This is a genomic window from Arthrobacter sp. H20 (assembly GCF_000520515.1).
Lineage (GTDB): Bacteria > Actinomycetota > Actinomycetes > Actinomycetales > Micrococcaceae > Arthrobacter_D.
The window spans coordinates 168,587-191,024 of sequence record NZ_KI914712.1 but is presented as its reverse complement, the minus strand read 5'-3'; the positions used below and the strand labels follow the sequence as shown (position 1 = coordinate 191,024).

The following is a 22,438-nucleotide window of genomic DNA, read 5'->3' as shown; positions in this document are numbered from 1 at the left end:
TTGGTCCGGCGGTCTCACCCACCCCCGCCGAACCGTGAGCTAAGGCGACTTTCGGGGCGCGGAAGTCGCCATAGGTCACACCTCGGTGGAATGGACGGATCGGGCTACGCTCTTTCCATGACTAGCAGTCAGCCTCAGAATCGACCGCCCGGCACGTCAGACGGTCCCGGCGCCGCGTCCGCTTCCGGAGCACTCGGCACTCACAGCGGTCCCGGCACCCGCGGCACTCACGACGGCCGCGGCGCAGCCGGACCGACCCAGGCGGTCGACGTGGACGCCGTCCAGCGGCGCACCGTCTGGGTGCTGATCGTTGGGCAGGTGCTCGGTGGAATTGGTATCGGGAGCACCGTGTCGATCGGTGCGGTCATGGCCGCCAACATTTCCGGATCCGACGCGCTCTCCGGAATGGCGACAACGCTGAGCACCCTCGGCGCCGCAGCGAGTGCCATTCCACTTGCGCGGCTCGCCCAACGGATGGGCCGACGGCGGGCCCTGACCACTGGTGCCCTCCTTGCGGCCTCGGGGTCAGTGGTGGCTATCCTCGCTGCGACACTGAGCTCGTTCCCTTTGCTGTTGCTTGCTTTCGCTTTTCTGGGCGTCGGCACCGCTGTGAACCTTCAGGCCCGATTCGCCGCCACCGACCTGGCGAGCCCCCAGCACCGCGGCCGCGACCTTTCCCTGGTGGTCTGGTTCACGACCATTGGTGCGGTGCTCGGCCCCAACCTGATCGGGCCAGGGGAAGTCATTGCCTCGACACTGCAAATGCCGTCATTGACCGGCTCGTTCCTGATCGCCGTCGTTGCCCAGCTGGCCGCCGCGTCGGTCTACCTGGTGGCGCTGCGCCCGGACCCGTACCTGGTGAGCAAATCGAAGCAGGAGAAGAACGCCGACGAGGCCGAGCCGGGCGCCATCCGCGGCCGAGGACCGCTGGTGTTCGCGATCGGGTCCATCGCGATCAGCCATGCGGTGATGGTGTCAGTGATGTCGATGACGCCGGTGCACCTCATTAACCACGGCGTCACGCTGACCATCATTGGACTGACGATCAGCCTCCACATCGCCGGGATGTTCGCGCTGTCGCCGCTGTTCGGGTGGCTGAGTGACAAAGTGGGACGAGTTACCATCATCCTGCTTGGTCAAGGCCTGTTCGCTGTGTCGCTGCCGATCGTTGCGCTGGGAGAGGACGATCCGGTCCTGGTGACCGTGGGGCTGGTGTTTCTCGGGCTGGGGTGGAGTGCCGCAACTGTTGCCGGATCGGCGCTGGTCGCAGACCTGGTGACCGGTGCGGCACGTGCCCGGATCCAGGGCCGGACGGACCTGGTGATGAACCTTGCGGGAGCTGCTGGCGGAGCGTCGGCTGGCGTCGCACTGGTGCTGATTGGCTACGCGGGGCTGGCCTGGGCAGCGGGTGTGCTGGTACTGGTGGTCGTGGTTGGATCGTTCGTGACCCGGTCGCGCAATCGGGTGACAACAGAAGCGCGATGAATTGCGGGTTCCGTGCCGGGTAGGGGTGGGGCCGTGGAGTCATAGCTGTGGCCGGTGGGGGTAGTAATCCGGAGTGAGTGTCTTGGTCCGGGGCGTGCATGGGCTGTCCAGCCGGGTTGTTCTTTGGTGTGGTTGCAGGTTTCGCAGAGCCCGGCGCCGTTGCTGATCGTGGTGGGGCCTCCTCGGCTCCAAGGGATGATGTGGTCGTAGTGCCGGATCGGTGCATCACAGTACGGGGTGCGGCAGGTGTCGTCTCTAGCAGCGATGAATCTGCGCTGGGACGGGGTGAAAAGCCTGGCTTTGGAGTCCACGCCGACTAGTTGACCGGTCGTGGGCGCGGTATAGAGGCGGCGGACCCAGACGTTGAAGCCGGGATGCCCTGATTCAGGCGCTTCAGCGGGCTCAGCCGGTTGGATGAGGTCCCGCGCCCAGGACGAGGGGACGATGCCGTAACCGGGGATTCGTGCCGGTTCACTGTCACCCTGAAGGAGTGCCCGGTCGGTCATGATGACTTGGAGCTCTACTCTGGAGATACCTCCGGCCACACCGGTGGTGCGTTCGACGAGGGTGTCGGCCATGAGTTGACCGCGGGATCGGGTGTCCCCACTGGCTCGTGCCGCATCAGCGTGCCGGGTCAGTGCCGCGTAGGCTGCAACGGCCCCCTTCACCGGCAACAACGCGGTGAGGTAGGCCATGGTGTCCGGCGCCGGGCGGATACTGACATAGCGTTCACCGGCGGCGTGGGCGGCCCGGTTGACCACTGAACGGGGGTCCCGCCGGTACGCGGCAGCTTTCGCCGCGGCGATGATGGCTTTGTCCCCGCATCCGGTAAACGTTCCGGTATCGGCGGAAAGTTCTTCATCGACGGCGCACCGGTCGGCGGCGGACAGGCATGCGGTTTCTTTCACCAACAGGGTGGCCCGCCACTCGTTGAGTTGGCCGGTGTGCAGGGCGGCGAGGGTGTGTGGCATTTCCGTGACTAGCGCCCGCGCCAAGCCCAGGAGCCGGCTGCCGCGGGATGGTGATTCCCGCCGGGAAAGTGCGATCTGAGCGGCAACACTTTTGCCCTGCTCCACGCCTGGCACACCGGCGTTGGCCTGGGAGTGGCGTTCGGAGAGGTCGAAGGCCACAGCAATCTGGGCCTGCACGCCGGCGATGGCGGATTTCACGTCCTCTAGTCCGCGGAGCTGATTGATCATCCCGGCGGAGTCAGTGGCTGGCTTCAGCGACTGGAGAGAGTTGAGCAAAACCCGAATGCCAGCATCCCGGGAAGCGCTGCCATCAGCAGTACTGCCATCAGCAGTACTACCCGGACCAGAAGAACCGCGCGGGCCGGTTCCCGGGAGGGGAGATTCCTTCCGAATCGATGTAGGAGCCTTGCTGCCGTCCATACCTCTATTGTCCCAAACGGCTCCGATATTCCAGAGATCTCGTGAACCTATGTGGACAAACCTCTCGAACAAACATTCGAATAAGATCGGATCCCCGGCTAGGGCCATAGACAGGGTCCAGCCGTCGAGCGGCCACAGCCACGCCATCCAGTTCCTTGCCGATCAGCTAGCGAATGCCCGACCTGCTTGGGCAGCACCCAACGGCGGCGCAACCAGTCAACAATCACACAGTCGGGAACTGCAGCACGCCGCCCTGGTATACCTGTCCGATCATGGACCGCAGGTGAGGCAACTGCTCCACTGATTCGAGCTGGCCGGTGAGCACGACGACGTCGGCCAGCTGCTGCTCTGCCAACCGACCCACCGAGCCGACCGGCGCGATCAGCTCGCCCGGCACCGAGCTGGAAGCGGCCAGGACCTGCTCGAGGGTCATGCCGGCATCGGCCATCAGTGTGAGCTCTTCAAGATTGTCGCCGTGTGCGCCGACTCCGGCGTCGGTGCCCATGCCGATCTTGACCCCGGCGGCGATGGCCCGGGCGACCGACTGGCGGTGGTCCTCCGCGACCCGTTGGGCCTTGTCGACGACCTGCTGCGACAGGCCGCTGGTCCCGGATTCGCCCTTGCGGATCACGGCCAGTGGGGCAGACAGGGTGGGCACGAGGTAGGCCTCAGTGTCGAGGAACAGCTGGATTGCCTCGTCGGTGAGATAAATGCCGTGCTCGATGGTCCGCACGCCGGCCCGCAGCGCGTTGATGATCCCGGCGGTGCCCTGCGCGTGGGCCATGACGTACTTGCCCTGCATCTCGGCTTCCTCGACGACGACGGCGATCTCCGCAGGGGTGAACTGGGAGTGCTTAGGGTCGGTGGTCGGCGACAGGACACCGCCGGTGGAACAGATTTTGATCTGGTCGGCGCCGGCCCGCAGGAGCGTGCGGGTGACTTTGCGGACTTCGTCGACGCCGTCGGCGATTCCGCTGGGGCGGCCGGGATGAGGCCCAAAGTCGGGGGAGTCCAGTCCTGAGGGGTGCCACAGATCGCCGTGTCCGCCGGTCTGGGACATGATGCTGACCGCGATGCGGAGCCGTGGACCTTTGACGATCCCGGTCTCGACCGCCTGCTTGGCACCCAGATCGGCGCCGCCGGCGTCGCGCACGGTGGTGACGCCAGCGCGCAGGGTGGCCTCAAGGTTCCGCGCGGATTCGTAGAACTGTAGAGAGTAGGGCTCGACCATTGCCTGGATGGAGCCGGGGGTAGAGGTCATCACGTGGACGTGCAGGTCGATGATCCCGGGTAGGACCGTGCGATCAGCACAATCGACCACCGTGGCATCTGCGTACGCCTCCGCCAGCCCGGCGTCGCGGCCCACTGCTTCGATCATCCCGTCGCGGATGACGACGTCGGTGGGCCCTGGGAGGAAGCGTTCGCCGTCGAACACATGGCCGTTCCTCAAAACTGTCGCAAGCGTCATTGCTGCCTTTCGCGGGTTGTGGTGACCTGGTTCACCTTACTCGCGCGACTCCCACTACCCGGCGAGGCTGAGGAACACCAACAGACATTAGGGCAACCGATCCGTAACCCAGTCCCAGCGGATCACCTCTTGTTCCAACCGCACAGCAGAGCCATGCACGTTGTCCCGTAGCGCACGGTACAGGGCCGATTCAGAAGGGTTCAGCCGAACCGGTTCAGATTGCGCCTGCGAAGATTCGGTGACCCACTCAGCGCGATGCGCCAGCAAGGTCGACTCATCCATCAGGATGCTGGAGACGTGAGGATGCACTGAGCGCAATGAATCCAGGATGCGGAAACCATGGGTATCGATATCCCCCCAGTAAAGGACGTCGCAATCCTGTAACCACGCGGCGTCGCGGACCGCCGAAAAGCCGTAGCCCGCGCCGAAAAGCGCCATGCTTGCGCGCCGATGCGGGAGGGACAGGAAGTTCACCAGATTCTCGGTGATAATGACTGTGCTCACCGGCAAGCTCAGCGTCCGGAAAACCTCGGCCGTTACTGTGATGTCGCGGGCGTTACCCAGCGCGCCCAGATGCGGCAGCGGATCGTCGAGCAGTCGAAAGCGGACCAGCTCGGGCGGATGAATAAATCCATAACGCCGGGCGAAACGCGCTGCCGGGGTACGCGGCGAAAAAGCCCCGAGTGCTTCAGTGGGGGCTACGGCCTCAGGCAAGATCAGCGCATCGTCCTCGCCGGCCGTCGACAGCGGGGAAGGAGTGGGACCCTCGATCGGCTCCCGAGCCCGCAGGGCGACAACCATCTCGTCCACCGCCTGCCGGTGGCTCTCGACAAACTTCGTGTGGATCCCGGGCAGGTTCATCTGCCGGACAAAGATTCCAGGGTTTGGATTAGTCGAAAGCCACACGGCGGCCCTGGCGGCGAGCAACGCCGAGTCGCCCAATCGCAGTAGCTCCAGTGGACGCTTTGCTGCCCAGGCGTGCAGGGCAGGGTCAATTGCCGCAAGATTTCCGGCTACTGCCAGGGCACGAAGGGAGTCCCGGGTTTTGCCAGCAAAAGCGATTTCGTCTTCCACCCGGGCAAACACCGCAGCGGCCGGAATACTGTTTGTTCCGATGGTGGTTCGGCCAATGTCAGCCGTTTCCAGAGTGAACTCACTGACGGCTTCGAACAACTCCCCTGACCAGGTGCGCACCGCAGGATAGCTGTCGCGCAACTGAGTAGCGGTTGGTTTTTTCAGCGAACGACGGCGAGGGTAGGCGCCCGAGGGGTCCAGCAGTTCACGCAGGAGGGTGCCCCGACCCCACGCTTTAACAGACTGCGCGCGCAACTCAGCCAGAGAAGTCCACCGGGAATCAGCCGGCACGTGAAGCCCGCTCATCCCGGTATTCCTGGATGGTCATGTTGCGGAGCTGGGAATCATCGCCGTTGGAGTTGGCCACAAACCCCACATGGGAGACAAAGGGTTCAATCACGTGGATCTTTTGCAGGGGCGTGACGATCAGCAGTTGCAGCTTCATCCGCTGGAAAAGCTCCAAGCCGTAGCGAGCCGACTCATCCGATCCGCGGCCGAACGCCTCGTCGATCACAACAAATCGGAAGCTGCGCCCGGCGGCTTTCCCGCTGGTCTTGCCCGCGGACCCGAGCCCGAATTGGAAGGCCAGGGCCGCGGCAAGGATGGTGTACGCCAGCTTCTCCTTTTGGCCACCAGATTTACCACCGGAGTCGGTGAAATGCTCGTACTCCTCACCGGTTTCGGTCCACTTTTCCGACGCCGAGAAGGTGAACCAGTTGCGGACATCGGTCACCTTCCAGGTCCACTTCTCATCGAGCGCGGTGTACCCCTCACGCCCCCGGAACCGCTCGATGAGCCGTTCCACCTGCAGGAACTTCTGCTCGGAGTACTGATCCTGATCGTTCAGACTTCCCTCCGAACACGCGCGCAGGTCAATGCTGAACTGCCGCACGTCGAGATCCGTGGTCGGCTGGTGCTCCAGTTGGATGTGCCGCCCGGGATTGTAGGGAATCCCGGCCAGCGACACGTTGATCTCCTTGATGCGGTGAACGATGTCCTGCCGGCGGCTGTCCAGGAAAGCGTTGAACGCCACCACCTCGTGAATGGTGTTCTGGTTCAACGACTCTTTGAAATGGGTCTGGAACCGGGGCAGGTCATTGCTCACCAAGCCGTCCAGCATCCGGTTAAAGTCTCCAGCCGATTCGAGGGCAGCATCGAACTCGGTGGTCTCGTTCGGGTACTTGTTGCGGAAGTCGGCCATCCTGCGCACCGTTGACTCGGCAGCGGTGGCGATCCGCTTGGTCAACGCGTCGATGGCGCCCGTCAGCTTGTTCCGGACCGTCGACTCCACGCTGGCAGTGTTTTTGTAGGTCAGGGTCGCGCTCCCCAACGCCTCGGCGGCCAACACCCCGACGGCGGCGAGGACGTCGTCGTCGTCGGTCAGCGGGGTGTCCGCCAGGACCATGCGGCAGTCCTCGACCGCTTCGGCGATGTCGCGTGCCGCATTCTCGTTGGCGCCCAGGCGCTGCTGAATCCTGCCCGCCTTCTCCTCGAGCCGTCCCACCTGGACTTTGAGTTCGGATTCGTGGACGGCTAATTGCTGGAGCACATCGCTCGCGGATTCGAGGCGTGAACGTTCCGCTTTCAGCCCCTCGATCTTCTGGGCGGTCTCCTGCCAACCGATTTCGCCGAACTCGGCGATGGAACTGATGGTGCCCAGATACTGATGCTTCCGGCCGAGCGCGCCCAACGCTTGGGACACTTTGGTCAGTCGTGCATCAGCCCCGGAGCGATCACCCGCCAGCTCGTCCCGCTCCGCCCGGATCTGGGCGATCTTGTCGTGATTGTCCCAGCCGAGGACAAAGTTGCGCCGGTCCGCGAGGTCTTTCCGATCGTCCTTCTCGTGGCGCCCGCCTCCACCCTTGAGCTGGCCACTCATGGTCAGGGCTCGGGGGCGCCGGCGGAAGTCCTCGATTGACTCACAGCAGAAATAGTCGAACCGGCCGCTCAGCTCATCAAGGAGGAAGTCTTTGAACGGTGTCGCCTGTTTGACCGAGACCTTCGAGGCCAGGGTTCCTGGTTCGGCCGGTCGCGGGGAATATCGGTCTCCCACCCGCCGGTAGACCAGGCGTCCTTTCAGGTTGTTTCCGTCCACCCAGCTGCTGACCGCCGCATAGTGTTTCTCCGGTACCAGCAGCGACAGTGCGAAACCCCGCAGGGTGCGTTCCGCGGCGCCTTCCCACACACTCTCGCCGTCGCGTACCCGCAACAGCTCGCCCGCATAGGGCAGCACCGATTCGGGGATTCCCGTTCCCTCGCAGAGACGGCGCCGCAGCTCCACCTGGTAGCCGGGCAGCAAGTCGACGCGGGCCTGCAGACTGGCGAGTTCGGCGTCAATAGCGTGCAGCCGCCCGTCGAGTTCTGTCCGAGTGATGGTCAGCCCGGTCACCGACTCCTGCAGTTCGGCGGATCGCGAGCGAAGCTCAGCCTCCACCTCGGGCAACCGGCCCCGGTTGCGGTCAAACAGCACGCGATCCTCCGGGGCCTGCAAACCCAGGTCTGCTGCGGCCGTGGAATAGCCGTCGAAGCGGGACCGCTGGCGGGACAGCTCCGAGCCCAGGCGGGAGACGTCGGCGTCGATCGCCGCGAGCCGGCCGCCGCCGTTCGAACGGATGTCTTCCTGTACCGCTCCCACCTGATGCCTAGCGTCGGCGAGGTCCGCTGCGGTTATGGCGGCGTCCTCGTTCAGGCGAAGCCCGGTGCTGCGCAGCTCCTCATGATGCTCAAGGCTGAGCTGGAGCTTCCGGTCGGTGAACCAGGGATGCAGCTGGTCCCGCTGCGCGCGTGACAGTTCGTGCTCGTGGCTCAGCCTGGCGTGCAGTGCGGATCCGTCGCGGATCGGTTCGAGGAGGGTGATCTGATCCTTGGCGCGGACGACGGCGTCGTGGGCCTTCTTGAGGTCATCGAAATGGTGGATCAGGGTGCCGATCCGGGTGGCGGCGTCGTCCTCTTCCAACATGTTGGTGCGGACAAAGGAGGTGATATTTTCCACCTGCTTCATGGACACGGTCCGGTGGAACAGCTCCATGGCCTGGTTCCCGGTGATGCCAAACTGCCGTTTGAAGGCGGCGGCGTAAGGATCAAACGCATCGTGCACGACGGCGCCAGCGGCCCGCAGCTGTTTCTTCAGTTTGGCGGGTTCCTGGCCGAAATTGGCGAAGTCCTGAGCAATGGTCTGGGCGTGTTCGGACAGGGAGTAGAAACGGTTGGGTTGCCCTGCCTCCTGCGTGGCCCACAGCGTGATCGCGAGGCTCACCGACTTGCCCAGCTGTTCGTTGTGGAAGATCCCGAGGACCACGGTCAGCGTGCCGGTGCTGCGCAGGGCAACAGGCTTGGAGTATTCGCCGCCGGCGCTGCGTGTGCTCTTGTGGAAGCCCCGCACGTAGGACATCAGGGTGCGTTCCTTTTTCTGCGCACCGGCGGCCTTGTTGTAATCAATCCGGTTGGCCGGGAGCAGCAGGGTGGTGATGGCATCCACCACTGTCGACTTGCCCGAGCCAATATCGCCGGTCAGCAGGCTGTTGGCGCCGTCGAGCCTGAACGTCCTCACACCCTGGTGGAAGGTTCCCCAGTTCAGCAGTTCGAGTCGGTGCAGGCGGAACCCCGGGGGGATTGCGCCGTCCTCCAACGGTTCATCAAGGCTGAACAGGCTGTCCTGTTGGTTAGTTGTCATCTCCCGCGACCTCCCCGACGTCTTTGCCGCCGCTTTCCTTGCTGCCCGACCCAGCCAGGGACGCCCGGTAGTCGGCCAACCGAGCATCGAACTCTTCGAGCCACTGCGCGTCAACAAACGCCTTGAGGATCCGCGCTACCTCATAGGTTCCGGGTTGCCCGCGCATTTTGCGGAGGAAACCCAACTCCACCACCTTTTTGATGTCCGAGCCGAGCCGGTCGAGCACCCGGGCCTCATTGCTCGATTCGGCAAGGAAGACCGACACCAGATCGGCGATGTCCTGTTCCGTCATGATCAGCCGGATCTCGCTGCTGTTGGTATCAAATTCGAGCATCCGGCCCCGCAGGAGGGCCAGCAGCAAACTGACGTTGAAGGTGAGTTGGCGGCGGGGGATCAGCCGTGGAAGGGTGCTCTCCGGGTCTTCCCGGGAGCGCAGGAAGGCGTATCCTTCCGGTTCGTCGAGGATGAGGTCCAGGCCGAGGACAGCAACGTAATCCCTCACCTGCGAGGTGAGCTCAAGCAACGCCTGCCAGGTTTTCTCATCGGATTCCGCGTACACCACCCCTTTGAAGAGCCGGGTAATCACCCCGGGAAGTTCCTGCGGCGTGGTGGTGTCCGTTTCAAGGGTCATGTGGGCCTCACAAAAATGATCTGGTCGATGGTGGCTTCCCTGATGCTTCCATCGGGAAGTGTCCAGAAGAGCTGATCGGTGGAATCCGGGTTGATGGTGGCCCACTGGGATTCAGTGGCCAACTGGTAGTAGGCAACAATTTCGGCCAACCCCTGAGAGAGCGGGTAGCTGGTGGTGATGTCCGCCAGGCTGGCTTGATCGGTGTCGGCCAGCACAGCATCAATCTGCGATACGAGCCGCGCCGAGTCCACATGGAACTGGCTGAACAGGGCGGCGGCGTCCAGGTCGGAGTCGTCGGCGGTCACGATGGCGTCGTCGACCAGCACTCGCCGGCTCGGCTCGTAGAGGGGGCGTTCGAAGGGAAGCGCCACCTCCACGGCCGGGGCGGGGAGGTACATGAAGGTGCCCGGCGCGGGTCGCCCGCGGGTCTCCAGGGCACCGGATTCGATGCTGCGAATGAGCTGCATGATGCGTTTGTTCTCCAGGAATACTTTGTCATCCAGTAGGCGACGCATCTGCTGGGACAGCTGGCGGACGGTCGTCTGAGTCTGCTCGACCGCGGGGAGCCAGTCCTGATGCAGGTTGGCGACCGCATGAATATTGTCGAGCTTCGCGAGAGCGTCGATCTGGGTGGCGCGTTCCAGCAGATCACTGAGTTCCGTGCGGAGCCGGGGCGACATGAGATAGTCCCAGAAGCCCTGGAAGGTTCGTCCCTGCAGGGAGCTGCTGATGTCCTGCTGATTGGCGAAGATGGAGGCCAGCAGTTCGCCCTGGGTGCCGTCCCACGTGGCGATCTGTTCGCGCACCTGACGGTCGAGTTTGCGGAAGTTCTGTTCGACTTCGCGGAAATCCGCGAGCAAGTCCCGTGCCAGCGCGGTGAGTTGCTGGAAGTGGTCCAGTGCTTCGGGAGCACTCATCACCGCAATATGACCGTCCCTGATGCGCTGCATCTCGGCGTCGATGTCGTCGCGCTGCCGTTGCAGCTCGGCAAGCCGCTCATCCGGATCGGTTTCGGAGCGCTGGACCAGCTGTTTGAGGACGGCGAAGATGCTGGTGAGCCGCGACTGCGTGGCGACGAAGTCACGGCCCTGCAGACTCTCCACCCACCGGAGCGCGCTTTCGGCTGCTGGCGTCAGGTCGTAGCGCGGTTCGTCCTGGCCCGTGACGTAGTACTTCCGCAACCAGGCGCGTTCGGGTGCCGCCCAATCATCAAGGTAGTCGGCGGCGGTACGGGGATAGCTGTCATCCCCGAATGAGTCCCGGAGGCCAAAGAGCACGTCGTCCAGGGTATCGACGAGCTGCTGGCGGCCGAGATTACGCTCATTGGGCCCGGTGAAGGCCGTAATGAAGAAGGTTATTGCCAGCGGGGCGTTTTGGGCGCGGAGCAACGACCAGCCTGCATTATTTTCGCGTAGGGAATTGACCCCGTAGAAATCCATCCGCCCTGAGTCCACCTAACCCTAGGATGCCTTTGGTATTCAATGCTAGGGCACGGCTCCCCCCTTAACGGGGCGAGTCCTCAGATGGTCCGCCGCAGCGGAGGCTCCGCCCCGCCGGGTCGCTGCACCAACACCTGGTTCACGCCTGTCAGTCCGTTCTCGAACCCCAGCGCACTGGTCGCCATATACAGGCGCCACACCCGGGCGCGGCCCTCGCTGGTGAGGCCCACCGCCTCCTCCCAATGATCCTCAAGGTTCTGCACCCACGCCCGAAGGGTGAGCGCGTAGTGTCGCCGCAATGCTTCGACGTCGAGCACTTCAAACTTTGCGGATTCCAGTGCACCGAGCATCACGGTGAGGCTGAGCATTTCGCCGTCGGGAAAGACATACTTGGGGATGAACGAATCGGGGTCCGGCCGCATGGTGTCCCCGGCGTTCCAGGAGATGGCGTGATTAAGAAGTCGTCCGCCGGGGCGCAGGAGGCCGAACAGGCGGCCCGCATACGCTGCGATCTGGTCACGCCCCACGTGCTCGGACATGCCGATGGAACTGATCGCATCGAACGGGCCGTCGTTGACGTCGCGGTAATCCTGCACCCGAACCTGCACCCGCTCGCTAAGCCCGGCGTGGGCCACCCTTTTGCGGGCGCGCTCCGCCTGTTCGGTGGAGAGGGTGACGCCGACGACGTCGGCCCCGTGCCGCTGGGCGGCGTGCAGCGCGAAGCTGCCCCAACCACACCCCACATCGAGCACTCGCATCCCAGGCTGCAGCCCCAGTTTCCGGCAGACCAGGTCGAGTTTCGCCTCCTGCGCTGCATCGAGGCCGGTGCCAGGGGAGTCCCAGACCGCGCACGAGTACACCATGGACGGACCGAGGACGAGCGCGTAAAAGTCGTTGCCGACGTCGTAGTGGTGGGAGATGGCGGCGGCGTCGCGCTTCTTCGAGTGTTTCCTGCCCACGCGGTCGATGGTGATTTCCTCTGGTGGCAGCGGAGGGTTGCGGCCGATGGCGCCGAGGCGGACGGCGGTGCTCAGCAGGGCGACCCGTTCGCGGAGTGTCGGCGGGCTGAAGGGTTCAAGGTCGGCGAACTTTCCGACGGCGCTGAGCGCCGTGAAGCTCTCGTAGAGATCCCCGGGGACGTCGATATCGCGTGCCACATAGGCCCGGCTCAGGCCCAGCATGCCGGGGGACCAGAGCATGCGCCGCAGCGCTCGCCGGGAGCGGAACTCGATCACCGGTGCACCCTCCGGGCCGGCCTCCGAACCGTCCCATGCCCGCAGGCGGAGCGGGATTTCCTCGGTACCCAGGACGATGGCCAGTGCCCCGGCCAATAATGCGGCGGACCCCTTCGCTTTGCTCATAGCCATGTCTACTCCGGTTTCGGCCGCGGGGCTAGAGTCAACCGTGGGATGAGGGTGGTCAACCCGGACACAGCGGTCAACCTGGACATTTGATAGGGAAATACCGGCCACGCTTGTCCAGACTGTTCACCGATCTGCCGCTAGGGGGTCCGGAGGCTCCTGCGTGCAGAGCCGCGTTGTGTTTCGCGGCGAGGTGTCAGCGACCGCGATTGCGGCTCCACGGGCGATCTGCCCCGGATCCCCGCCTGTTGTCGCTAGAACGACGATGTAGAACGCAAAGATGACTGACACCACGATAGAAAGCACAGCCAGCTGCCGGTCAAGGAACGGCGTCGCGCAGAACCGCTAGAGCACCTCACCAGCGGTATTCACCACCAGCAGGACGCCGAGGATCCCCACCACCCACGACAGCGTGTTGGTCGAGTTGCGGGTGAGCCATCCGTCGAGTTTCCTCAGGATCGGATCAACCCACCGTGCAGCGACCAGCCGCAGCACCAGAATCACCAGCGCCGGAAGGATCATCACCAGGCAATACGCAGCGAACACCGCGCCGGTCACCGGCCACTGCACATCCGACGTGGTCAACAACCCGATCGCCCCCAGATAGGGAAGCATCGTTGCCACCTCGACGGTGCCGGCGCCCAGCGCCAGGCCCATCAACGCGACGCCGCCCGACCTGCCTGACCCGCCTGCCCCTGAAGCCCCGGATCCCACCGCCCGGTCCCGCCACCGCAGTATCCGGGCCGACGTAGGCGCCCCCGCTTTCTTTTCCCGTTTGGCTTTCGCCTCCAGGAGGAAGCTCCAAATGATCAGCGTTACACCGGCAGCAAAAAGCACAGTGAGGGCGAGCCTGGAACTGAAGAAGCCACCCAGCTGCGCCACCGCGGCTTCAGCCCCAAACATGATGGCCAGTCCCACTCCGAAGTAGAAAACAGCGACGGTCACGAGAAACAACACGATGCGCCCTGCCCGCATCCTGCCCGGGGCCAGCATCAGCCACAACGGGATCATCAGGGTGCCGAAACTGGTGGAATCGATGAGGGCGAGGGCGAGGGCGGCCAGCGCGCCGGCAAGTGCAAGGGTCATGCCTGGAACGCTACGGCGATGGCCGGCCCGCGACGTCTGCGAAAAGGATGATCTGCGCCCGCCCCATACCTCTTTCGGCTGACCCGCCACCGGCCCAGCTGTGATGCAATGATTGGGTGGACAACCCCAGCCAGCGCCGTGATGCACTCACCGCAGCCATTACGTTCGGGTGCTCACTGGTCTTGATTGGGCTGGGTCTCACCGAGGTGTGGGGCGGTCAGATCGGGCTGGTGCAGCTGACCGGGGACGAGCGGTGGTGGTTTGCACTCCCCGTCTCGGTGTCCTGTGTGGCCATGCTGTTTAAGCGGCGCGCACCGGTGGTGACCCTTGCGGTTGGGTTTCTGGCGCTCACCGCTGACCTTCTGATGGGCGGGAGCATCGCGATCTTCCTGCCCTTCTTCGACCTGCTCTACACAGCGGCGCTGATCTGCTTACCGCTGGTGCGCCGGGCGCTGTGGATTAGTGCCGGCGTCTTGGTGGCTACGCCGATGATCTACGTGCTCTCGGAGACTGCCGACCTTCGGCTCATCGTCCTGATCGGCCTGCAGCAGGCAGCCATCTTCATCTGCCCGCTCTGGTGGGCCATGGACGTGCGACGCAAAACCGAACTGGCGGACGTCGCTGCCGCCCGGGCCGACGCCGTCGAGCGTCTCTCGCTCGCCGGCCGCCAGCAAGCCATCCGGCAGGAACGGGACTCCCTCGCCCGGGACCTGCACGACGTCGTCGCCTCCCACCTCTCGGCAATCGCGCTTCACTCCGGCGGTGCGCTGGCCACCCCGCCCGACGAGGCAAAGGACCGCGCCGCGCTCGCCCAGGTGCGTCGGTCAGCCATCGAATCTATGGCCGACATGCGGACCATGATCACCCTGCTTCGCGCGCCGGAGGTTGAATCCAATTCCGCTGCCGACGACGGCGGTGACTACGCTGCCGACGACGACGGCGCTGCCTTCCTGCCCCGGCTCACGCACCTCCAGCCGCTGCTGGATCAGGCCCGCACTAATGGTTTGACAGTCGCCGTCGACGACCAACTGTCGACGGTTCCCGCTGGGAGGCTTAGCACAGCAACTGAACTGGTGGGCTACCGGATCATGCAGGAAGCCTTGACCAACGCGGCGAAGCACGCTCCTGGCTGCGGGGTGTCCGTGCAGCTCCACCCGGGGCAGGACCGAGCGGACCTGAGCATCAGCATCCGCAATGCCCTCGTCAGGCAGCCCGTGCAGGGGGCGGCGGGCCTCGGCCTGGGACTGATCTCGATGAAGGAACGGGCGGCGTCCATCGGGGGACTGGTCGAGGCCGGCGCCGAAGCGGGCCACTGGACGGTAGCTGCCCGGCTGCCGCTGGCGGGCGCTAAAGCGGCAGTTGCCAAAGCGGCAGTTGCCGAAGCGACCCATGCTGGCCAAAAGGTGGTTTCCCCATGACCGCTGGAGCCGGCACACCGATCCGGGTCCTCATCGTCGACGACCACGCGGCAATTCGGGCCGGCATGAAGTTCATTCTTGAATCATCACCCGAGATTGAGGTGGTTGGCGAAGCCTCCGACGGCAACGCTGCGGTGACCAATGCGACAGCGCTGCGCCCCGACGTCGTCCTGATGGACGTCCGGATGCCGGGGATGGATGGGATCGCCGCGACGCAAGCCATCGTCGGCGCCCGGCTGGCTCAGGTGCTGATCCTGACCACGTTCGACGTCGACGAGTACATCTTTGGCGCCCTCCGCGCTGGAGCAGCCGGGTTCCTGTTGAAAACTGCTGAACCGGCGGCGCTGCTCGATGCCGTGCGGAAGGTAGCGGTCGGTGACGCGGTGATTACGCCGGAAGCTACGCGCCGACTGCTGGATGCATACGTTTCGCTGGACCGCGAGGCGGCGAGAAACGCAGCGCCGGGCGCCGTCGTGCCAGGCGATCAGTTGACCGACCGGGAGACCGAAGTGCTGGGACTGATCGCCGAGGGGCTCTCGAACCGGGACATTGCGGCGAGGCTCAACATCTCATCGGGAACCACCAAGACCCATGTGTCGCGCGTGCTGACCAAGCTTGGCTGCAGGTCGCGCACCCAGGCCGCGATCATCGCCCGGGAGGACCGGCTGGTCTGAGATTGATGCGAGGGCTGCCCTCCAGTCGGTGTCTTCGCTGTATGCTTCGGTCACGATCACGACCCTGGGGGAACCACTTGAATAGTCCGTCGCTGCCGCCTGCCCCGACTACCCCGCCACCGACGGACAAGCCTAAGACCCAGGTCTCCACGGCTATCGCGGCCGGCGTCTGTCTCTTCCTGATCGTCATGGGATTCATCAGCAGCGGCGTGAGCGGCGCGGTCATCATGGCCGGTCTGGTCGCGTTCGGTACCGGGCTCTACGTGGTTGTCACCAACAGGCCGTCGTGGGCCGGAATCACTGGCCGGAAGATGGGCTCGATCACCATGGCGGGTGCCCTGGTCGCCTTTATTGTCGGGGCGGTCCTCGCGCCGCCGAGCGACACCACCGCACCGGCAGCCGTCGCCGAGGAAACTACCTCAGCCCCCCCGCCGTCAGCCGTCCCGACCCCGTCAGCCACTCCGGCCCCGTCCGCGACGCCGAAAAAGACACCGCCCGCCACGCTGTCGCCCACTCCGAGCGCGGAGGTGGCTCCACTCGACAGCGCTGAAGTGGTTCCTGTTGATGGCGATTCAACAGCGCCCGAGGGCCAGCCCGCATACGGCTCTCGCTCCCTGGATTTGCTGGATACCCTCGAAGTCAAAGGCCGGGCGTCTAAAACCGGCTATGACAGGGACCTGTTTGGACAGGCTTGGGCCGACGTCGACCGCAACGGCTGTGATACCCGCAACGACATGCTCAACCGGGATCTCACGGCGATCATCCACGCCAACTCGGTGCCGTGCAAGGTCGCGTCGGGCGTCCTTGACGACCCCTATACCGGCACCACTATCGACTTCCTTAGGGGACAGTCCACCAGTATCGACGTCCAGATCGACCATGTGGTGGCCTTGGCCGATGCCTGGCAGAAGGGCGCCCAGCAGCTCAGCGCAGAGCAGCGTCTTGCCTTCGCCAACGACCCCCTGAATCTTCAGGCCACAGACGGGCCCACCAATGCGCAAAAGGGGGCGGGCGACGCCGCCACCTGGCTGCCGCCGAACCAGTCGTTCCGCTGTGAGTATGTTGCCCGGCAGATCTCGGTGAAAGCGACCTACAGCCTGTGGGTCACCCAGGCCGAACGGGACGCGATGGCACGCGTTCTGGCGACCTGCTCCGACCAGCTGGCACCGACCAATCAAACTGCCCCCGAGCCGACACCGGAACCAGCACCCACTCAGGCTCCCGCGCCAGCCCCAGCACCTGCACCCGCCCCAGCTCCGGCCCCGGAACCTGCGCCTGCACCAGCTCCAGAGCCAGTGCCTGTTCCAGCCCCGGCCGCCTATTACGAAAACTGCACTGCCGCACGCAATGCTGGCGCTGCACCGGTGTACGCCGGGCACCCAGGCTATGGCACCCATCTGGACCGCGACGGCGACGGGGCGGGCTGCGAGTAGCTGCGGACAGGGCAGTCGGTCCGAAAAGACCCCACAGCGTAAGCTCCAGCTATGGATAACGCCTACGCCGCCGCCGACCAGTCAGTAGCCGGCACAGCCACCGACTTGGTTACCCTCGCCGACATCAGGGCCGCTGCCGTCCGGATTCAGGACCTGGTCCTGCGCACGCCGATCATCGCGCTCCCGCATCCGGACCGCCGAGACGAAGTGCTGCACCTGAAAGCCGAATCCCTACAACCCACCGGTGCTTTCAAGCTCCGCGGCGCGTACAACACCATCTCCCAGGTGCTCGAAGAGTCCCGCGAACGTGGCATCATCGCCCAGTCCTCGGGTAACCACGCCCGCGCTGTAGCGTGGCTCGCCAAGCGACTCGACCTGCACGCGGTCATCGTGATGCCCGACGCCGCCCCGCCCACCAAAGTCGCCGCCGTCCGGGCCCTCGGAGCCGAGGTGGTGCTGGTACCGGCCACCGAACGGGACAGCCGGACGCTCGAGCTCGCCGCCGAATATGGCTACGTCGAGGTGCCGCCCTACGACGACCTGCGCATCATTGCCGGTCAGGGCACCGTTGGTTTGGAGCTGATTGAGCAACTACCCGACGTCGACGTCGTCCTCGTCCCCATCTCCGGCGGCGGGCTAATCTCCGGGATCGCGACCGCCATCAAGTCCCTGCGCCCAGAGGTCCAGATGATCGGCGTTGAACCCGAGTTCGCAGCGGACGCCGCCGAAAGTCTGCGCGAGCAGCGCCGGATCACCTGGGATACCAAACTCACCTACCGCACGGTGGCCGATGGGCTGCGCACTCCAGCCGTCGGCGTGCACCCCTGGGGGCACATCAGGCGGTACGTCGACGACATCGTCACCGTCTCCGAAGATCAGATCCTCACCGCGGTGCGTCATATCGCCGTGGAAGGCCGCCTCGTGGCCGAGCCGTCTGGCGCCGTCGCCACCGCAGCCTGGATGCATGATCTGGCACCACGTGGGGCAACGGTCGCGGCGATCGTGTCGGGTGGCTCGGTCGATCCAGCCCTGATGGCGCGAGTCCTGGCCGATTAGATACGACCCGGATGCAACGCCCGGCGCTCATTCCCCGGGTGCGCTTCGCCAGGGGTGCCGGATAAAGGTGCCTGCAGTGCCTGCAATGTAGGCATTCTTGATCGCCCTGGTGCATGCATTGCAGGCATTGCAAGCACCTTTAAAATCACCATGGTTGTCCCAACACCTGTCCAGTCACCCCGAGGTAAGGCGGGCTAAGAGAGTCGGGGCATGTTGGCTTGCAGGGCGGAGCGGGTCAGCAGGCAGCGCGGGGGCAGCAGGGCGGAGCAAGGCCACCGTAACGCCCGAGAACGCAGCAGCGCCCGCCTCGGCCACCAGTTGACCCTGATCGATCGATCCCGTCTACACACCGATGGCACCGACGATGCTCCCGTCCCCGCACCAGCGGGATACCTCCGGGGAACACCACGAGCCGGCCGCCGTGTGCGTCGTTCAGGACGTAGATCGGGCCGTCTGGTGGGGTCATTCCCTGCAGGTCGCCGGTTTCGCACTGGAAAGCGATCGCGGTGTAGGCCTTGTTGATGGCGATGGTAATGCTGCCGATATTCGCCCCGTCCATCCGGACGTGCGACTTCAGGTTGCCGCCAGCGTCGACCACTGCGGTTGTCCTCCACCAGGACGCCTAGCGAATCCCTGTCATACACCAGTCCCAGCCGCACACTCGTGGCCCGCGAATGCGACACCACATTGCCCAGCGCCTAATGGATGATCTTGAACGCCTGATGTTCAATCTCCGGGGCGATGGCACGGGGAGCCCCGATGACAGTGAGCCGGGTTTCAGCGGCGCCCATCGATTCAACCTAGGTCAGTTCCTCGGCAACTGCCACTCTGGGGTCCCGGCCTGCGAGCGACGCCGGGCCCATCCTCAGAATTGTGCGGCGTGTTTCCGCCAGCGCATCGTGGGCAATGTTCCGGGCGGTTCCAATGTGCTGGGATGCTGTGGTGTCGAGCCCGTCCTGGCGGAAAGCCTTGTCAGCGTCTTCAAGGCTGAGCAGGAGGGCGGCAAGGGACCGGCCGATGGTTTCGTGAACGTCGCGGACGGCGCGTTCCCGTTCAGCTCCGATCGCCGCTTCCTGCTCGCGCTCGGATGCAAGAGCGTGCAGCTCCGAATTCTTCAACGCTATCGCTGCGTGGCTGGCGAAGAGCTCAGCCAGCGCTGCGTCGTCGGGGGTGAACACGCGCTCTGGATTGGCCCAAAAAATGATGCAGGTGCCGATCACCCGCTCATCCCATTGGATGGGCACCCCAATGACCGCGCAATTCCACCGCGGATCGTCGGGGGAGATGTGGCCCTTCGCGACGTCACTGTAGGTCCTGAGGATGACCGTCGAGCGGTCCCGCACCACCTGGCCGGTGAGGCCTTCCTCCAACGAGAACGTCTGCCCTTCCTGGCAGCCGACGCCGAAATCCACCTTTTTCGCGTAGGTTCCGTTCGAGAAGTGGTTGCAGCTCGAATCTTCCAGCGAGGTCACGCGCCAGTTCGGCCACCGTGTCCAGGCGCTCCTGCACGCCGTCAATCTGCCGTCGGTCGCGGAACAGCGGATCTGGCCCCAGCCGTGATTCAGTCATCTTCGTCCTCTCCGACGAAACGCGGGTCACGTAGCGGCGAGGCCCCCACCAGGCCAGCATCACCTCAGGCATTACATCACGATGCCGGCCGGTTATCTCCCGGAGTAACGGTTAGAGCAGGTCATAGGGCTCCAGTGGACGATCTTCGTGGAAGCGGTCCCTCCAGCGGTGGTGAGGCTCCGCCGGTCCGTCTTCGTGCACCACCACGACCGGACAAACGGCACGGGCTACGCAGGCGTTGCTCGCTGATCCCAGGTGCAAGCCGCGCAGCCCGCCGTGGCCGCGCCGACCGACCACCAGCATTTGTGCTGTGGCGCCAGCTTCGACCAGGCGGGTTGGGGCATGGCCTCGGACGGTCGAGCTGGTGAACCCGGGCGGCGTCTCATCGCCGAAGGCTTCCTGAATTGCCTCGTCGAGGCGTTTGCGTGCACCTTTTTCAAAGATCGTCATATCCGGTAGAAGATACTCTTCGTACATTTTCGGATAATCCCAGCACGCTATCGCGTGTATTTCGGATCCGAGCGCCGGAGCAAGTTTGGCTGCCAGCCTTAGGGCAAGGATGGAAGGTCCTGAACCGTCAACGCCGACGACTACATGTGGATCCTCCAGGTTTCTCTCCATCACAGTCCTCCTTGACTAACGCGGCACCTGAAAGTGCGTTGTAGTCCCGATTTTACGCCTGTAAAGGTTGTTCCGACAGGGCAATCTGGGAGCCGACGAGGCGTTGTTGCTGCTCGCCCAGGCCCTCGATGCCGATGGTCATTGTGTCGCCGACGGCCAGGTAAGGGAACCGGCCCGAGAGCGCAACGCCCTCAGGGGTGCCGGTATTCACCACGTCTCCCGGATCCAATGCCATGTACTGGGACAGGTCCCGGATGATCTCGGCGACGCTGAACACCATGTCCGCCGTCGTGGATTCCTGCCGGGGTTCGCCGTTGACAGTCGAGTAGAGCCGCAGCGCCTGCGGATCAGCCACCTCAAAGGCTGGCACCAGCGCGGGGCCCATCGGATTGAAGGTAGGGGCGCATTTGCCCTTTGACCATTGGCCGCCGGAGTGCGCGATCTGGTAGTCACGCTCTGACACATCATTGCTGATGGTGAACCCGGCGATGCATTCGAGGGCCTCCTCGGCGCTGGAGAGGTAGGAGGCTCGCCTGCCGATGACGACTGCCAGCTCCACCTCCCAATCCACCTTCACCGCACCCGGCGGGATGACGACGTTGTCGTTTGGCCCGACCACGGTATTGGGATGCTTGAAGAAGATAATCGGAGCCTGAGGCGGCTGGTCGCCGGTCTCGGCTGCGTGAGCCGCGTAGTTCTGGCCCACGCAGACGACGGCGCCGATGTTCGTCAACGGCGGCCCAACCCGCAGCGCCTCAGCGTCCTCAAGCTCCGGCAGCTCGCCCGCAGCCAGTGCCGCGCGCGCGCGCCCGATCCCGCCAGCTCCGAGGAATGTACCGTCGATGTCAGGGGTCAGCCCCCGCAGGTCGTAGATCGCACCCTCGTGTCGCACTGCAGGGATCTCCAGGCCGGCTTCGCCCAGTCGCATCAGTTCCATTCAGTCTCCTTCGGGTGGCGCTGTTACTCGGACGAAATCTCCCCGTTTGCTAGTGCATCAGCGTACTTACCGAGGTCCGGCCCGGGCTCGAAGTCGACGAACTGGGGCTGAAGCTTCTCAAAAAGAAACTTGTAGATCTGATCCCGGTTGCTGTCTGCCTGAGTAGAGGCGGCTTCCTGGACTGCTTCCTGGAGGGCTTTGTCCGCATCCGAAAGGATCTTTTCGCGGGCCTGCTCGTTCCAGGTGACGTCGTTGATATTCACTACGGCTCCAATCATCAGTGGGCTTTCGATTATGGTAAGGCTACAGGGTGCGGCAGGGGGATATCCAAAAGGTCAGGCACTTGACCTACTTGTGTGCCGCTTCATTCCAGAGGGTGCTCATCCATCGGGGCCGTACTATCGTCGTCTAGAGCAGATGTAGACCCATTGTCTACTCCCTGACCCGGTCTATCCGGTATCCCCGACGAAGAAGGTGGAGTAAGAGTGCAGCGCAAAACTATGCGGGGAGACGGGCAGGGAGGCGCTGCATCGCCGAGTGGAACCCTTGCATCACGCCGCGGGGCAGACGCAACCACCCCACCGATCGTGGTCATGGGCGTCCAGGGCTCTGGTAAAAGCACCATCGGAGCCCTGTTGGCTGACCGCCTTGGCGTCAGCTTCGTTGACGGCGATGATCTGCACCCTGCCGACAATAAGACCCTCATGGCGGCCGGTGCCCCGTTGGCCGACGAGAATCGGCTGCCCTGGCTGCATGCCGTCGGCAGTGTGCTCGCTCAGGGGCGTCAGGACGGCATCGTCGTCGCCTGCTCCGCTCTGAAGCTTGCCTACCGGGATCTGCTCCGAGGCCATGTGCCCGAGCTGGTAGTGGTGCATCCGCACGGGACCATGGAGTTGGTGGCGGCTCGCATTTCAGCCCGCGAGCACGAGTTCATGCCGCCCTCACTACTCGCCTCCCAGTATGAGAGCCTGCAGACACTGGGCGACGATGAACGCGGCCTCACCGTCGACATCTCAGTCCCGCCGCGAGCCATGGTGGACCGAGTCATCACGTACCTCTCCGGTAGTGACAGCAACCCGCAGCGGCTCGCAACGGCGGCGGATCCGGGGTGCGTCCAGTAGC

18 protein-coding genes are annotated in these 22,438 nt (G+C 64.4%); 6 read left to right on the top strand and 12 right to left on the bottom strand.

Annotated features, from left to right (window positions below; genetic code table 11):
• Positions 1-117: 117 nt before the first annotated feature.
• A complete protein-coding gene (locus Y703_RS0103335; protein WP_253907914.1) occupies positions 118-1,485 on the top strand; it encodes an MFS transporter in 1,368 nt (455 codons plus the stop codon).
• Here Y703_RS0103335 and Y703_RS17615 read toward each other — a convergent pair.
• The 8 genes from Y703_RS17615 to Y703_RS0103295 all read right to left on the bottom strand — a co-directional run bounded on the left by Y703_RS17615 (position 1,383) and on the right by Y703_RS0103295 (position 13,608).
• Positions 1,383-2,684: an HNH endonuclease gene (locus Y703_RS17615; RefSeq protein WP_253907918.1), complete on the bottom strand. Its 1,302-nt coding sequence runs from the start codon at positions 2,682-2,684 to the stop codon at positions 1,383-1,385. The two genes, Y703_RS0103335 and Y703_RS17615, sit on opposite strands and share 103 nt — an antisense overlap.
• Positions 2,685-3,099: 415 nt before the next feature.
• Positions 3,100-4,344 (bottom strand): metal-dependent hydrolase family protein, encoded by a 1,245-nt coding sequence (locus Y703_RS0103325; RefSeq protein WP_026551585.1) that lies wholly within the window; start codon positions 4,342-4,344, stop codon positions 3,100-3,102.
• Positions 4,345-4,431: 87 nt separating this feature from the next.
• Positions 4,432-5,724, bottom strand: coding sequence for a Wadjet anti-phage system protein JetD domain-containing protein (locus Y703_RS0103320; RefSeq protein ID WP_026551584.1), 1,293 nt, complete (start codon positions 5,722-5,724; stop codon positions 4,432-4,434).
• A complete protein-coding gene (locus Y703_RS0103315; protein WP_026551583.1) occupies positions 5,699-9,091 on the bottom strand; it encodes an ATP-binding protein in 3,393 nt (1,130 codons plus the stop codon). The genes Y703_RS0103320 and Y703_RS0103315 overlap by 26 nt, the downstream gene beginning before the upstream one ends.
• Positions 9,081-9,722 carry a DUF4194 domain-containing protein gene (locus Y703_RS17610; RefSeq protein WP_035763585.1) on the bottom strand — a complete coding sequence of 214 codons (642 nt, stop codon included), beginning with the start codon at positions 9,720-9,722 and terminating at the stop codon, positions 9,081-9,083. The genes Y703_RS0103315 and Y703_RS17610 overlap by 11 nt, the downstream gene beginning before the upstream one ends.
• Complete coding sequence (locus Y703_RS0103305) at positions 9,719-11,161, bottom strand: DUF3375 domain-containing protein (RefSeq protein ID WP_026551582.1); 1,443 nt, start codon at positions 11,159-11,161, stop codon at positions 9,719-9,721. Before Y703_RS0103305 ends, Y703_RS17610 begins: the two co-directional genes overlap by 4 nt.
• A gap of 80 nt (positions 11,162-11,241) precedes the next feature.
• A complete protein-coding gene (locus Y703_RS0103300; protein WP_026551581.1) occupies positions 11,242-12,522 on the bottom strand; it encodes a class I SAM-dependent methyltransferase in 1,281 nt (426 codons plus the stop codon).
• A 345-nt stretch (positions 12,523-12,867) separates the two neighbouring features.
• On the bottom strand, positions 12,868-13,608 hold the full coding sequence (locus tag Y703_RS0103295) for a GAP family protein (protein ID WP_026551580.1): 741 nt from the start codon (positions 13,606-13,608) through the stop codon (positions 12,868-12,870).
• A 116-nt stretch (positions 13,609-13,724) separates the two neighbouring features.
• On the opposite strand from Y703_RS0103295, the gene Y703_RS0103290 reads away from it, so the two are divergent.
• The 4 genes from Y703_RS0103290 (at position 13,725) to Y703_RS0103275 (ending at position 18,189) form a co-directional block, all read left to right on the top strand.
• A complete protein-coding gene (locus tag Y703_RS0103290; RefSeq protein ID WP_026551579.1) occupies positions 13,725-15,026 on the top strand; it encodes a sensor histidine kinase in 1,302 nt (433 codons plus the stop codon).
• Positions 15,023-15,700 (top strand): response regulator, encoded by a 678-nt coding sequence (locus Y703_RS0103285; protein WP_026551578.1) that lies wholly within the window; start codon positions 15,023-15,025, stop codon positions 15,698-15,700. The genes Y703_RS0103290 and Y703_RS0103285 overlap by 4 nt, the downstream gene beginning before the upstream one ends.
• A gap of 77 nt (positions 15,701-15,777) precedes the next feature.
• Positions 15,778-17,133 (top strand): GmrSD restriction endonuclease domain-containing protein, encoded by a 1,356-nt coding sequence (locus tag Y703_RS0103280; RefSeq protein WP_253907913.1) that lies wholly within the window; start codon positions 15,778-15,780, stop codon positions 17,131-17,133.
• Between the two features lie 51 nt (positions 17,134-17,184).
• Positions 17,185-18,189, top strand: coding sequence for a threonine ammonia-lyase (locus tag Y703_RS0103275; RefSeq protein WP_051427240.1), 1,005 nt, complete (start codon positions 17,185-17,187; stop codon positions 18,187-18,189).
• A gap of 800 nt (positions 18,190-18,989) precedes the next feature.
• Here Y703_RS0103275 and Y703_RS0103260 read toward each other — a convergent pair.
• The 4 genes from Y703_RS0103260 to Y703_RS0103245 form a co-directional block, all read right to left on the bottom strand.
• Complete coding sequence (locus tag Y703_RS0103260) at positions 18,990-19,661, bottom strand: GAF domain-containing protein (RefSeq protein ID WP_026551575.1); 672 nt, start codon at positions 19,659-19,661, stop codon at positions 18,990-18,992.
• 208 nt (positions 19,662-19,869) lie between these two features.
• Positions 19,870-20,379 (bottom strand): universal stress protein, encoded by a 510-nt coding sequence (locus Y703_RS0103255; RefSeq protein WP_026551574.1) that lies wholly within the window; start codon positions 20,377-20,379, stop codon positions 19,870-19,872.
• A gap of 52 nt (positions 20,380-20,431) precedes the next feature.
• The gene (locus Y703_RS0103250; RefSeq protein ID WP_026551573.1) at positions 20,432-21,316 is read right to left on the bottom strand and encodes a fumarylacetoacetate hydrolase family protein; all 885 of its coding nucleotides are present in this window, start codon (positions 21,314-21,316) and stop codon (positions 20,432-20,434) included.
• Between the two features lie 23 nt (positions 21,317-21,339).
• Positions 21,340-21,579, bottom strand: coding sequence for a hypothetical protein (locus Y703_RS0103245; protein WP_026551572.1), 240 nt, complete (start codon positions 21,577-21,579; stop codon positions 21,340-21,342).
• A 222-nt stretch (positions 21,580-21,801) separates the two neighbouring features.
• Between Y703_RS0103245 and Y703_RS17600 the strand changes: the two genes are divergently transcribed.
• A complete protein-coding gene (locus Y703_RS17600; protein WP_343212866.1) occupies positions 21,802-22,437 on the top strand; it encodes a gluconokinase in 636 nt (211 codons plus the stop codon).
• The last annotated feature ends 1 nt before the right edge of the window (position 22,438 follow it).